This is a genomic window from Streptomyces sp. CNZ301 (genome assembly GCF_004217425.1).
Genome location: NZ_SHLG01000001.1, coordinates 3,304,577 through 3,318,096, shown reverse-complemented (window position 1 = coordinate 3,318,096; position 13,520 = coordinate 3,304,577). Strand labels below are relative to the sequence as shown.

At 71.1% G+C, this 13,520-nt stretch carries 9 protein-coding genes and 1 pseudogene; 7 read left to right on the top strand and 3 right to left on the bottom strand.

Going from position 1 to position 13,520, the window contains the following annotated elements:
* Nucleotides 1–243: 243 nt before the first annotated feature.
* The 3 genes from EV375_RS14200 to EV375_RS14190 all read left to right on the top strand — a co-directional run bounded on the left by EV375_RS14200 (nt 244) and on the right by EV375_RS14190 (nt 4,148).
* The gene (locus EV375_RS14200; protein WP_130299769.1) at nt 244–1,848 is read left to right on the top strand and encodes a family 20 glycosylhydrolase; all 1,605 of its coding nucleotides are present in this window, start codon (nt 244–246) and stop codon (nt 1,846–1,848) included.
* 330 nt (nt 1,849–2,178) lie between these two features.
* Nucleotides 2,179–2,832, top strand: coding sequence for an RNA polymerase sigma factor (locus EV375_RS14195; protein WP_130301845.1), 654 nt, complete (start codon nt 2,179–2,181; stop codon nt 2,830–2,832).
* A complete protein-coding gene (locus tag EV375_RS14190) occupies nt 2,832–4,148 on the top strand; it encodes a hypothetical protein (RefSeq protein ID WP_130299768.1) in 1,317 nt (438 codons plus the stop codon). Before EV375_RS14195 ends, EV375_RS14190 begins: the two co-directional genes overlap by 1 nt.
* Nucleotides 4,149–4,682: 534 nt before the next feature.
* Here EV375_RS14190 and EV375_RS14185 read toward each other — a convergent pair.
* A complete protein-coding gene (locus EV375_RS14185; RefSeq protein WP_486588472.1) occupies nt 4,683–5,447 on the bottom strand; it encodes a L,D-transpeptidase family protein in 765 nt (254 codons plus the stop codon).
* 437 nt (nt 5,448–5,884) lie between these two features.
* Here EV375_RS14185 and EV375_RS14180 point away from each other — a divergent pair, with 437 nt between their 5' ends.
* Nucleotides 5,885–7,483, top strand: a complete 1,599-nt coding sequence (locus EV375_RS14180; RefSeq protein ID WP_130299766.1) for a methylmalonyl-CoA mutase family protein — start codon at nt 5,885–5,887, stop codon at nt 7,481–7,483.
* An 839-nt stretch (nt 7,484–8,322) separates the two neighbouring features.
* Here EV375_RS14180 and EV375_RS14175 read toward each other — a convergent pair.
* The gene (locus EV375_RS14175; RefSeq protein WP_130299765.1) at nt 8,323–9,030 is read right to left on the bottom strand and encodes an HAD family hydrolase; all 708 of its coding nucleotides are present in this window, start codon (nt 9,028–9,030) and stop codon (nt 8,323–8,325) included.
* A gap of 90 nt (nt 9,031–9,120) precedes the next feature.
* Between EV375_RS14175 and EV375_RS14170 the strand changes: the two genes are divergently transcribed.
* Together EV375_RS14170 and EV375_RS14165 are read left to right on the top strand one after the other, a co-directional pair.
* Complete coding sequence (locus EV375_RS14170) at nt 9,121–10,560, top strand: amidase (protein ID WP_130299764.1); 1,440 nt, start codon at nt 9,121–9,123, stop codon at nt 10,558–10,560.
* Between the two features lie 323 nt (nt 10,561–10,883).
* Nucleotides 10,884–11,728: pseudogene (locus tag EV375_RS14165) on the top strand (GTP-binding protein); the annotation flags it as partial.
* Between the two features lie 49 nt (nt 11,729–11,777).
* Here the strand turns inward: EV375_RS14165 and EV375_RS14160 are convergent.
* Nucleotides 11,778–12,494: a FadR/GntR family transcriptional regulator gene (locus tag EV375_RS14160; RefSeq protein ID WP_130299763.1), complete on the bottom strand. Its 717-nt coding sequence runs from the start codon at nt 12,492–12,494 to the stop codon at nt 11,778–11,780.
* Nucleotides 12,495–12,866: 372 nt separating this feature from the next.
* Here EV375_RS14160 and EV375_RS14155 point away from each other — a divergent pair, with 372 nt between their 5' ends.
* Complete coding sequence (locus EV375_RS14155; protein ID WP_130299762.1) at nt 12,867–13,379, top strand: gluconokinase; 513 nt, start codon at nt 12,867–12,869, stop codon at nt 13,377–13,379.
* The last annotated feature ends 141 nt before the right edge of the window (nt 13,380–13,520 follow it).

Sequence of the window (13,520 nt, the reverse complement as noted above, 5' to 3'; positions counted from 1 at the left end):
GTACGGGTCAACGCCCGCGACCGCGGACCGGTGGGGGAGCGCGGCCGTGAACGGCCGGACTCACCCTGCGGCTCGCCCAACTCCTGCTGTGTGACGCCCGATACAGCTGTGCGGGTGTGCCTCGGCCACCGTAACGACGCAGAGCCGAACGATTCGACGACTATGGGAATTTCACCCGCACGGGAACGATCCTGGTCGGATACCTGGCGAGTGCGAGACGAAAAGGGGCAATAACGTATCCGTATGCGACCTAAGCGGCCAAAGACCCTGACGGCTTCCGGGGCCCTGCTCACGGCCGGCGCGGTCGGCCTTCTCGCCCTCGGCGGCTGCGCGGACGATTCCGGCGGCGGGAGCGAGAGCGGGACCGGAACCGGCAGCACCGGCGGCGCGCACGCGGCGCCACAGCCGACAGGTCCGGCCCGAACGGGCCCCGCGCCCGCGTCCGTTCCCTCGGTGAGGGAGTGGAAGCCGGTGCGAGGGCCGGCGTGGAAGCCGTCGAAGTTCACCAGGGTCGTCGCCGACCCCGAGGGGCCGCTCGCCGACGAGGCCAGACTGCTCGCCGGGGAGCTCGGTGTCCCCTTCTCCAAGGGCCCGGCCCGCACGGGAGACGTCCAGCTGAGCCTGGACCGGGACCTCGACACCGGCCACGAGGGCTACGTGATGGACAGCGGCGAGGGCCAGGTGAAGATCAGCGGCGCCGGCCAGGCGGGCGCCTTCTACGGCACCCGCACACTGCTTCAGTCCGTGCGAGCCCGTGGAGAAGTCGCCGACGGCGTGGTCCGCGATGAGCCGGACCGGCCGCAGCGGGGTCTCATGCTCGACATCGCGCGCAAGCACTTCAGTGCCCGCTGGATCGAGGAACGCATCCGTGAGATGGGCGATCTCAAGCTGAACCAGCTCCAGTTGCACATCTCCGACGACCAGGCGTTCCGGGTCGAGAGCAGCACGCACCCCGAAGTGGTCTCCGATCCGCATCTGACCAAGGCGCAGGTACGCCGCATCATCCGGCTCGCCGAGTCCCGGCACATCGACGTCATCCCGGAGATCGATTCGCCCGGGCACCTGGGCGCCGTACTCAAGGCCCACCCGGAGCTCCAGCTGAAGAACGCCGCCGGGCGGCCGACCGAGGGCGCGGTGGACATCTCCGATCCGCGCGCGGCGAAGATCGTGGACGATCTGCTGCGCGAGTACGCCGACCTCTTCCCCGGCAAGTACTCGCACCTCGGCGGCGACGAGTACCTGGCCCTGGCGCAGAGGGATCCCGAGGCCTCGTATCCGGGCCTGGCGGCCAAGGCCCGTGAGGAGTTCGGCCGTGACGCCCGAGTGCAGGACCTGGCGACCGACTGGCTCAACGACCGGGCCGAGGTCGTACGGAAGAAGGGCAAGACGGCGCAGGCGTGGAACGACGGCATCCACGCGGGCGGCGTGGTCCGCGCCAACCGCGACCGGCAGGTCGCCTACTGGACGGGCAGGGAGGCCGGCGAGCGCAGCCCCGAGTCGTATCTCAGGGAGGGCTGGAAGCTGATCAACCTCAACGACGAGTTCCTCTACTACGTGCTCGGCGAGCCCAACAACTTCACATATCCGACGGGGCGCCGCATCTACGACAAATGGACTCCGGCGGTGCTCCGTGGCACGAAACCAGTTCCGAAATCCCTTTCGGGTCCCGAGCACATCCCCGGCGGCCGCTTCGCCGTCTGGTGCGACCGCTCGCAGGCGCAGACTCCCGAACAGGTCGCCGCGGGAATCAGGGCGCCGCTGCGCGCGACGGCACAGAAACTTTGGAACCCCCGGAAACCGGCCATGAGCTGGGAAAACTTCAAGCGGCTCGGTGAGCGCACGAGCTGAGGACACCCGGCGGGCCTGCCGGAAAATGCGAGAGCGACCGGGGTCGCCACCCCCCACAGGAGAGACCCCGATCGCCCTCGAGAACGGGCGCACCACGCCAGGGGCAGGCCCGTACTCCCTTCAGCGTCCGCGCTCCTCATTCTGTTACCTGGTCAACTTCGACGGTCGACTTGCGTGGACTATGACGCACACTTGGCCTTAGCGTGCTCTGGCATCGATGCTGGTCTCTGTGTGAGGTATACGCAGATATCAGTGAGACGACGACAGGTGCCCGACCAGGGGGCATGACCAGATCCGTTGGGACATCGCGGAGTGGGGCGAGAGACGGCCGTGCAGGGGGACGACGCGGAGTTGACAGCCGCGGTGCTTGCGGCACAGGGCGGGGACGAAGTCGCTTTCCGCATTGTGTACCGCACTGTGCACCCGCGGCTGCTCGGCTATGTCCGCACCCTTGTCAGTGACGCCGACGCCGAGGACGTCACCTCCGAGGCCTGGCTGCAGATAGCCCGGGACATCGGCCGGTTCAGCGGCGACGCGGACCGCTTCCGCGGCTGGGCGGCGCGAATAGCCCGCAACCGGGCGCTCGACCACCTGCGTACGAGAGGCCGCCGCCCCGTCATCGGCGGCGACGAGAACGACTTGGCGGTGCTGCCCGCCGGAGCCGACACCGCCGACGAGGCGCTCGAAGCGCTCGGCACCGGCCGCACGATGGCTTTGATCTCCCGTCTGCCACAGGACCAGGCCGAGGCCGTGGTGCTGCGCGTCGTGGTCGGTCTCGACGCCCAGAGCGCCGCTGAGGTGCTGGGTAAGCGTGCCGGCGCCGTACGGACGGCGGCGCATCGGGGCCTGCGCAAGCTCGCACAACTGCTGGACGAATCCGCCGAAGATCTCCCCGACGCAGGAGAACCGCCACCCGGTCCGAATGCGTCTCCCACGGCACGCGGTGTGACGCATAAGGCGACACGAACGCTGAGGGAAACGTGATGGCGGACGACGACCGGTACAGGTGGCTGGACGACGAAGCGGCGGAGCGCTTGCTCCGCGGTCAGGTTCTCAATGCGCGCGACAGCCGGCGCGGCGGACGTCACCGAGCTGATCACAACAACGTTGAAGGCGCTCCCACCAGCGGCTTGGGCCGCCCCTCCGCCCCCGCACCCTCATGGGCACGCGGCGGTTCCGTACCGCAGCAGCGCACGGCTGAGGACCGCCTCGATTCCTTCCTCGACGCGCTCGTCGACGAGCAGACGGCGACGCTCCACGCGCTCGGCGCGGCCCGCGCCGCAAGGGCGCCGGGTGACGCGAGTGCCGAACTCCCCGGCGAGGCCGCCGCGGTGGCGGCCTTCCGCGCGGCGCAGCCGGCCCTGAGCGCCGGGCACAGCGGCACCGTCGACATCACGGCGGGCCCGACGGAGGCCGAAACGGTCGTCGGCAGGCGCGCCGCCCGCGAGAACGCGGGCCGGGCGCGCGACCGCCGGCCCGGAGCGGTCCGGCGCGGCACATTCATGGGACGTCCGCTGCGGGCGGGCTTCGCCATGGCCGTCGCCGGATGCGCGCTCGGTGGGGCGGCGGTGGCGGCCGGAGCGGGAGTGCTGCCCACGCCGTTCGGCGGGGGCGGGTCACCCGCGGCGAGTGTCTCCCCGCTGGCCAGCCCCGGCGACGAACGCGAGGAGTCGACCGGCGGCAGCCCCGACGACAGCAACGGGCCAAGACGCGGCACCCGCGAGGGTGACCCGTCCGACTCGCCCAATGGCGAGGACCTCGCGGGCAAGGAGCGCGGACGGGACGGGACGTCGAAGGGTCGCCCCGCGGGCGACGAGGACTGGTGGAACGGCAACGGCAAGGGTCTTTCCGGGGCCGACAAGAAGGCGATGGCGCGTGCGCTGTGCAAGGCGTACGAGGACGGCAAGCTCTCCGCCCACGACAGGGTCCGCCTCGAATTGGTGGCCGGTGGCCCCGAAGGCGTGAAGAAGTGGTGCGAAAAGTATGACTCCGGGCGTGACAGTCACAGCTCCCGCGGTGCGGACGGCTCGGGTGGCATAGGCGAGCCGGACGGACCCGGAGGTTCGTCGTCGGGTGATGACGGCGGTCCCGGCGACGACGCCGACGCGGACGACGGTGGAACCACGGGCGGGGAGACGGCTGACGGTGGCTCCGACGGCGGCAGCAGGCCCGATGACGGCGGCGGCTCCGAGGACCTCGACGACCAGTCCGGCGATTCGGAGAGCGTTTCCTCGCCGGACGCCGAACCTTCACCCAGCGCCGACGAGACCGCATCGGCCGACGCCGACGCCCAGCAGTAGGCGGGCGAACTCGTCGTCCCCACAGTTCTGTTCGGCTCGTGCCGGCACAGCCCCCGGATCCCCACCGGGGGCATTTTCGCGCCGTGGCAGTGCCGTGGCAATGCTGTGGCAGTGCCGTCGACCGGTCCGGTGTCGGACTCGGCCCGCCCCCGGACAGCCGCCCGTTCAACCGGTGTTGTGCGCCCGTATGCGGAAGGTTCAGCCGGGCAAGGAATACTGTGACGCAGGTCACACAGTTTAGTTGAATCCTGGTGTGACACTTTCGGCGGGGACGGCGCAGTAAAAAGTGAGCCGACTGGTCATCGGCTGCGCGACAAGTCCGAGGTTCCCCCCGTACCTTCGGGCTCGCGCATATGGCGCGGGCGGGACACGTTCCCCCGGTCCCGCCCGCGCCCCATCTCACTCCCGGCGTGAACGGCCGGCGCAGCCGCCTCAAGAGCGGCGTCCCCTCATCTCGCTGCAGCCTTCCGCTACTTGCGGCTGCTCCTCACGCCTCGTCCGCTCGCGCGTCGCGCGGCAGGCGGGCGGCCGGGCTCACTTGTAGACGACGACCTTGTCACCCTTCCGCACCTGGGCGAAGAGCGCCGCGATCTTCTTCTTGTCCCGGACGTTGACGCAGCCGTGCGACGCGCCGGCGTATCCGCGGGCCGCGAAGTCCGAGGAATAGTGGATGGCTTGGCCGCCGCTGAAGAACAGCGCGTACGGCATCGGGGTGTCGTAGATCGTCGAGACGTGATCCCGGCTCTTGAACCCGACGCTGAACTTCCCCTCCCGCGTGGGCGTGTAGGCCGAGCCGAAGCGCACGTCCATCGCCGAGATCATCCGCCCGTTCACGTACCAGGCCAGCGTGCGGCTCTTCTTGCTGACGCACAGCGCACGCCCCGTGAGGCAGCGCGGGTCCGGGTCGTCGAGCGGACGAGCCGTCTGCGGGTACAACTCGTCGTGGGACGGCGCGGAAGTGCGGGCACGCAGCGCGGCCCACACGCTCGACGTGACCGCCCCTCCGGCACTCATGCCCTGCTGCCGCTGGAAGGCGCGGACCGAAGCCGTCGTGACCGGCCCGTAGTAGCCCGTCGGATTGCGGTCGAAGAGCTGCAACTTGCGCAGCCGCGCCTGGAGTTCACGCACCTGCGCGCCGCCCGCACCCGTCGTGAAGAGCACCGGGTCGGCGGGGGCGGCCCGCTTGGCGGGCTTCGGCTGCTGCGCCGGCTTGTCGGGGTTCTTGTCCTGTGTGCTGTTGCTCACGGAGGAGCGCGCCGGCTTCTCCGTCGGCTCGGGCGCGACCGAAGTCTTCGTCACATGAATCGGCGCACTTCCCGTCGTCTGCGCCTTGCAACCGGCTGCCGCACCCCCGGTGACGACGAGCGCCGCCGTCACCGCCCACACGCTGCCGCGCCTTGCCTGTACCGGCCTTCCCGGCCGTCTGGCCCCCACCATGCGAACCCCCCGCAACCTGAGCGGACAACACGGAATTTCCCGACACCGATCGCCCATTCTCTTCCCTCGCGGTCCGGGTGTGAACCTCGGTGCGCGGCGGCATCCTGTGAGGGCGGGACGGCACGCTGTGAGGAAGGTCCCAGCGTGCGGCCCTGCAACGGACGGACGCGGATCGCTACAGTCCGTGGCAATCGAAGAGCGACAGCCCGAGCGGCAGCAGGCTCACCCGAGCGGCGCCGCAACAGGGCTGCGGCCGGAGGAACACCGGCGCGAACCCAGACCGTACGGAGGCAGAGTCCATGGCACGCCAGTCGGGCAACCAGCGGTTCAACGAGAGCGGTCTGCCCATCGAGCCTGTCTACGGCCCGGACGCGCTGAGTGACTGGGACGCCGCCGCGAAGCTGGGGGAGCCCGGCGCCTACCCGTACACGCGCGGTGTCTACCCGACGATGTACACCGGGCGGCCCTGGACGATGCGGCAGTACGCGGGCTTCGGGACGGCCACCGAGTCCAACGCGCGCTACAAGCAGCTCATCGAGAACGGCACGATGGGCCTGTCCGTCGCCTTCGACCTGCCCACCCAGATGGGCCACGACTCCGACGCCCAGCTCGCACACGGCGAGGTCGGCAAGGTCGGCGTCGCCATCGACTCCATCGACGACATGCGGGTGCTCTTCGGCGGGATTCCGCTCGAGGAAGTCTCCACCTCGATGACGATCAACGCGCCCGCTGCGCTGCTGCTGTTGCTCTACCAGCTCGTCGCCGAGGAGCAGGGCGCCGACCCCGCGAAGCTCACGGGCACCATCCAGAACGACGTGCTCAAGGAGTACATCGCGCGCGGCACGTACATCTTCCCGCCCAAGCCGTCGCTGCGGCTGATCGCGGACATCTTCAAGTACTGCCGCGCCGAGATCCCCAAGTGGAACACCATCTCCATCTCCGGCTACCACATGGCCGAGGCCGGAGCCACGCCCGCGCAGGAGATCGCCTTCACCCTGGCGGACGGCATCGAGTACGTCCGCACAGCCGTCGCCTCCGGCATGAGCGTCGACGACTTCGCACCGCGGCTGTCCTTCTTCTTCGTCGCGCGCACGACGCTGCTGGAAGAGGTCGCCAAGTTCCGTGCGGCGCGGCGCATCTGGGCGCGGGTCATGCGGGAGGAATTCGGGGCGCAGAACCCCAAGTCGCTGATGCTGCGCTTCCACACGCAGACCGCCGGGGTGCAACTCACCGCGCAGCAGCCAGAGGTCAACCTGGCCCGGGTGACGGTGCAGGCACTGGGTGCGGTCCTCGGCGGCACGCAGTCGCTGCACACCAACTCCTACGACGAGGCCATCGCCCTGCCCACGGACAAGTCGGCGCGCCTGGCGCTGCGCACCCAGCAGGTCCTCGCCTACGAGACGGACGTGACGGCGACGGTCGACCCCTTCGCAGGCTCGTACGTCGTGGAGTCGATGACGGACGACGTGGAGGCGGCAGCCCTCGCCCTGATGGAACAGGTCGAGGACAGGGGCGGCGCCGTCAACGCGATCGAACAGGGCTTCCAGAAGGAAGAGATCGAGCGCAGCGCGTACGCGATCGCGCGGGAGACCGACAGCGGCGAGCGGGTCGTCGTCGGCGTGAACCGCTTCCAGCGCGACGAGGAGGACCCGTACGAGCCGCTGCGCGTCGACCCGGCGATCGAGCAGCAGCAGTGCGAACGGCTGGCGCGGCTGCGGGCGGAGCGCGATCAGGCGGCCGTGGACGGGGCGCTGGCGGAGCTGCGCAAGGCGGCCGAGGGCACGGACAACGTCCTCTACCCGATGAAGGAGGCGCTGCGGGCACGGGCCACCGTGGGCGAGGTCTGCAACACGCTGCGGGAGATCTGGGGCGCTTACGTGCCGACGGACTCGTTCTGACGGTTTGGCCGTCGTCTGCCTTTGGGTCGTGGGTGGTGCGCCTGGGGTGGGTGGGTGGTGCCGGGGGCGTGCCGCTCCGGGAGGCAAGTCCGGGCGGCATGATTTACCTCCCTGAACCGTCACGGGCCTTCGTGCTGCCTTCCATATGGCGGTCCGCAAATCACTTCCCCACGCTTCGCTGGGGAGACCCCAATGGCCCGTCCATGCCCCCCTGCGCGTCCCGCCCCCTCCCGCCGGTCCAGTGGCTCTCCCCCCGGGGGTCCTTGAGACCTGCTCTTCCACACCGGGCTGTGGGCCAGTGCCCGTCATCCTGAATGAGCGCGGCCGATCGCGCCGCACAGGGTGGACGGACACCGGGCCCGCTCGCACCCCGTCCCAACGCCCAGTGAACCCGTCCACGCGGCAGGGGAGTTGAGCCACCGGACGAACCTGCGCGAGTGGCGTCAGAGGATCGCCGGTGGGCGGGGGCCCGCCAGTCAACCGGACTCCCGGAGGGAAGAAGCGGACGAGAGCGGCAGACGCGAGACGGGCGGGAGGGGGCGGGGCGTGCAGGCGGGGGGCACGGGGCTTAAACGTGATTTGCGGACCGCTATATGCAGGGCCGTACAGAAACCCATCCAGTTCAGGGAGGTAAATCATGCCGCCCCGGGACACCCGCCGGAACGGCCCGCCCCCGGCACCCACCACGAACCCCACGCGCACCCCGCACGAACCCCACGCGCACCCACCACGAACCCCACGCGCACCCACCACGAACCCCAGGCGCACCCACCACGAACCCCACGCGCACCCCGAGCCGCACCCCCGCCCAACCCCCCGCTCACCCGCGCCGTTCAGGCTCAGAGCAGCCGCAGCACCGCCCCCAGCCCCCGCTCCGAGCCGGGTGACGCGCCCGCGGGGAGGACGTAGGCGCGCAGGCCCGCCGCTGACGCGCCGCCGTCCTTGGCCGGGTGGTCGCCGACCATCAGCGTTTCCCCGGGGGTCACCTGCAACTCCCCGCAGGCGTACTGGAAGAGCCGCGGGTCGGGCTTCTCGGTGTCGTGTTCGTACGAGTGCACCCAGGAGGTGAAGTGGTCCGCGAGGCCGTGGCGGGCGAAGGTGGCGCGCAGGTCCCAGCCCACGTCGCTGACGACCCCCAGGCCGATGCCCCTTTCGGTCAGCCTCGCGAGCACGGCCCCGGCGTCGGCGTACGGACGCCAGTGCTCCGGGTCCTGCATCTGTTCGTAGAGCACGTCGGCGTACGGGGCGAGGGCGGGCGCCGACGCGTACCACGTGGTGAAGGCGTGCCGGTGGGCCTGTGCCGAGACGTCGCGGCCGCGTTGGGCCTCGATCACGCCGGGGTCCCGGAGGCCGGCCTCCAGGGCGGTGAGGATTTCGTCCATCTCCGGCTCTGCGACGGGTTCCGGCAGCGCCGCACGTATGCGGTCCGCGTAAGCGGCGATCTGGAAGAGCGTCCCGGAGAAGTCGAAGAGGACCGCTCGGACGGGTTGCGGTGGGGTGGAAGGGCGGGCGCGGATGGGGCCTTCGGGGCCGCAGACGACTGGCATGTGACTTTCCTAGCCCATCCGCGGCGTTGCCGAGCGGGCAATGGGGGAGCAGGATGAGGGTTGTATTACCGGCGAGTATGGGGAGTGCTGGTGACGGCAGAAGTCGGTACGCAGGCTGCGCCTCGGGAGTCGGGCGGGCTGGCCGAGCAGGCCGCCGCCCTGGCGGCCGGAGACGTGACGGCACGGGAGCTGACCGAGCGTGCCCTGACCCGCATCGCCGCCTCGCAGCCGACGCTCAACGCGTTCCGCCGCGTACGCGGGGAGGCGGCGCTCGTCGAAGCGGACGCGGCCGACCGGCGGTTGGCGCGGGGTGAGCGTCTGCCGCTGCTGGGTGTGCCCGTCGCCGTGAAGGACGACGTGGATGTGACCGGTGAGCCGACGGCCTTCGGCTGCCCAGGCGACTTTCCCCGCAAGGAGGCGGACAGCGAGGCCGTGCGCCGGCTTCGTGCGGCGGGCGCCGTCATCGTGGGCAAGACCAACTCTCCCGAACTGGGCCAGTGGCCCTTCACCGAGGGGCAGGCCTTCGGTGACACCCGCAACCCGTGGAGTCTGGAGCACACGCCGGGCGGGTCCTCGGGCGGCTCGGCCGCCGCGGTCGCGGCGGGTCTGGTTCCGGCGGCGTTGGGTTCGGACGGGGCGGGTTCGATCCGTATCCCTTCGGCCTGGAGTCATCTGGTCGGCATCAAGCCGCAGCGCGGCAGGATCTCGACGATGCCCGAGCCGGAGGCGTTCAAGGGGATCACGGTCTTCGGACCGCTGGCCCGCACGGTGCGGGACGCGGCGCTGCTGCTGGACGTGGCCTCCGGAAGCGCGGAAGGGGACCTGCACCGGCCCTCGCCGGTCGAGGTTCTGCCCGCGGTCGGACGGGACCCGGGGCGCCTGCGCATCGCGCTTTCCCTGCGCCCTCCGTGGACGGCGACGCGGAAGTCACTCGATCCGGTGGTACGCGCAGCTGTCACCGACCTCGCGGAGCGGCTCTCCGCGCTCGGTCACGACGTCGAGGAAGCCGATCCGGATTACGGGCCGATCGGGCTGGCGTTCGTGCCCCGCGCCACGGCGGGCATCCGCGAATGGACGGGCCGCGTCCCCGAATTCGCGCTGCTCGATCCCCGTACGCGCGGCGCCGCTCGCACGGGGAGGCTGCTGGGGGGCTCGGTGCTGCGTGCGGCGCGTGCGGCGGAGGCTCCGCTGGGTCGGCGCGTGGGCCGGATCTTCCGCCGCCATGACGTGGTGCTGACCCCCACGACGGCGACGCCCCCGATGCGCATCGGCGACCTGGCGGGCCTTTCCGGCCTGCGGACCGACCGCACGATGATCGCCCACTGCCCGTACGCGTGGCCGTGGAACATGCTGGGCTGGCCCGGCGTCAACGTCCCCGCGGGGTTCACCACTTCGGGGCTGCCGCTGGGTGCCCAGCTGCTCGGGCCCGAGAGCAGCGAACCGCTGCTCGTCCAGCTGGCCGCACAGCTGGAGGCGGACCGGCGGTGGTTCGAGCGGTGGCCGCCCGAGGCGGCTGCCGTGCAGGCCTGAGCCGCACACCGGGTCCACCGGCCTGGCCCGCAGGGTGACACGGGAGCAGCACCACTTCGCGCCGCCGACACTGGAGACCGTCGTCGTGCCGTGCCGCCCGGAGGAGTCGGGTGCACTGCACGCGGCGCTCACTCAACTCGAAGAGCAGGACCCGTCCCCTGCCTTCGGCGGGGAGACCCCATTCGCCTTCGGCGGGGGACCCCCTTCGCCTTCGGCGGGGGACCCCCTTCGCCTTCGGCGGGGGACCCCCTTCGCCTTCGGCGGGGGACCCCCTTCGCCTTCGGCGGGGGACCCCCTTCGCCTTCGGCGGGGAGACGCCATTCGGTCTGCGGCAGGACGAACTCCGAGGCGAGATCCACGTGTCGCTCTACGGCGAGGTGCAGAAGGAGGTCGTCCAGGCCACGCTCGCCGACGAGTTCGGGCTGGACGTCACGTTCCGCGAGTCCACGACCATCTGCGTCGAACGTCTCGACGGGCCCGGCTCGGCCGTGGAGATCATCCACAAGGAGCCCAACCCGTTTCTGGCCACCGTCGGTCTGCGCGTCGAACCGGCACCGCCGGGCAGCGGCGTGCGGTACGGCTGGAGGTCGAACTCGGTTCCATGCCCAACGCGTTCATGAGGGCGGTCGAGGACACCGTGCGCGAGACCCTGCGCGAGGGGGTCCACGGCTGGGAGATCCCCGACTGCGCGGTCACCATGACGTACTCCGGCCATGCGCCCCGCCAGAGCCATGCCCACGCGATGTTCGACAAGAGCATGTCGAGCACCGGCGCCGACTTCCGCCAGCTGACGCCCCTCGTCCTGATGGAGGCGCTGAGACGTGCCGGGGCGACCGTGCACGAGCCGATGCACCGGTTCCGGGTGGAGATCCCCGCGGAGACGTTCGGTGCCGTGCTGCCCGTGCTCTCGCGCCTGCGCGGGGTGCCGCAGGCACCGGCGACGAAGGGCGACGCGTATGTGCTGGAGGGCGAGATCCCGGCGGCGCGGGTGCACGAGCTGGAGCGGCAACTGCCCACGCTGACAAGCGGGGAGGGAGTGCTGGAGTGCGCCTTCGGCCGCTACCGGCCGGTGGTGGGGGAGGTCCCGTCGCGGCCGCGCACCGACCACGCCCCGCTCAACAGGAAGGAGTACCTGCTGCGCGTGGTGCGGAGGGTGGCGGGAGCCTGACCCGTGCCCGTCCCCCTTCCCACTTCCCAGGGCGGGGCCGGGCGGCGGTTCACGGAGCGAGGACGTCGAGTTCGGCCAGGGCGTCCTCGGTGATGGTGCGCATCAGGCGCTCCGCGGCCGCGCCGTCCCGCTCCCGCACGGCCTCGGCTACCTGGACGTGCATGGTGACGGCCTCCTGGCGGGGGTCGCTGAACATCACCTCGTGCTCGGTGCGTCCGGTGAGGACGGCGGCGACGACATCGCCGAGCCGGGCGAACATCTCGTTCCGCGAGGCGCGCAGTATCACGCCGTGGAACGCGACGTCGTGCACGAGGTAGTTCGCCAGCTGCTGCCCTCGGGAGGTGCGCACCATCCCGAGAGCGTGCTCGGTCAGTTCGGCGCACTCCTCCGGGGTGGCCAGCTCCGCCGCGAGCCGGGCCGCCACGGGTTCGACAGCCGAACGCAGCCTGGTCAGTGAACGCAGCTGCCGTGGCCGGTCCGCACCCGCCAGACGCCAGGTGATCACCTGAGGGTCGAAGACGTTCCACTGCTCGGTGGGCAGCACGGTCACGCCCACCCGGCGGCGCGACTCCACGAGATGCATGGACTCCAGCACCCGCACCGCCTCGCGTACGACCGTGCGTGAGACCTCGTAGCGCTCGGCCAGCTCGTCCGTGAGCAGCACGGTGCCCGGCGGGTAGTCGCCCGCGGTGATCGCGGGCCCGAGCCGGCCGAGCAGCCGCGCGTGCAGGCCCCGGCCCCGGCTGTCCGCAGCCTGGCTGGTCATGGGTCTCCCGAGTTCTCTTTTCCCCTCGGGCTTCGCCCGGGGGAGGCGCCGCACCGGCCGGCACCCCGCACCGCCGGTGCCACGCACCGGCCCCCTCCGGGGACTTCAGAGTACGTGGTGGCCGTCACGCCAATTAAGTATGACCAATCAACATCGACCTATTGAATAAGTGTGACGTAATGAGGTTGAGTGTGCGGCGCCCACACGGAAGAGGACTGCGAGGTGCATATGGGGTCTCCCCGCCGAAGGCCGTTGGGGTCTCCCCGCCGAAGGCAGGGGAAGGGCCCGACAGGCGGCGGCCGTGACCAGGGACGCGAACACGGCGACGCCCTCCCGGCCGAGCAGCCCACCGCGGGCGGCGTAGTGATCGTCATGGGGGTCGCCGGAACCGGCAAGACAACCGTGGGGGCGATGCTCGCGGAGGCGTTGGCAGTGCCCTACGCCGAGGCCGACTCCTTCCACCCGCCGGCGAACGTCGCCAAGATGACCGCCGGCGAACCCCTCGACGACGCCGACCGGCAGCCCTGGCTCGACGCCATCGGCCGGTGGGCCGCCGAGCGGATGGAATCCGGAGGGGTCGTCAGCTGCTCCGCGCTCAAGCGTGCCTACCGCGACCGGCTGCGTGCGGCCGCCCCCGGGGTCTTCTTCGTCCACCTCACCGGAGACCGTTCGCTCATCGCCCGGCGCATGGAGCAGCGCCGCGACCACTTCATGCCGCTCACGCTGCTGGACTCCCAGTTCGCGACGCTCCAGCCGCTCCAGGCGGACGAGGCGGGGGCCGCCGTCCCCGTGTGCGACGGCCCCGACACCGTCACCGGGCAGGCCCTCGCGGCTGTCCGCGAGTGGTGCGCGATGCCGGAAGGGCCCTCAGCGGTCCGTCCGTAGGCACCGGCTCCACGCCGCGGGTCCGGGGCGGCGGCCCGCTCCGTGCCCGAAGTCGCCCACGCATCCCCGCAATTGCCGGGCGCCCCCAGCGGCTCCCGGCAGTAACCGAACCCGACCTCCCGCCCCCGTAACCCCGTTCAC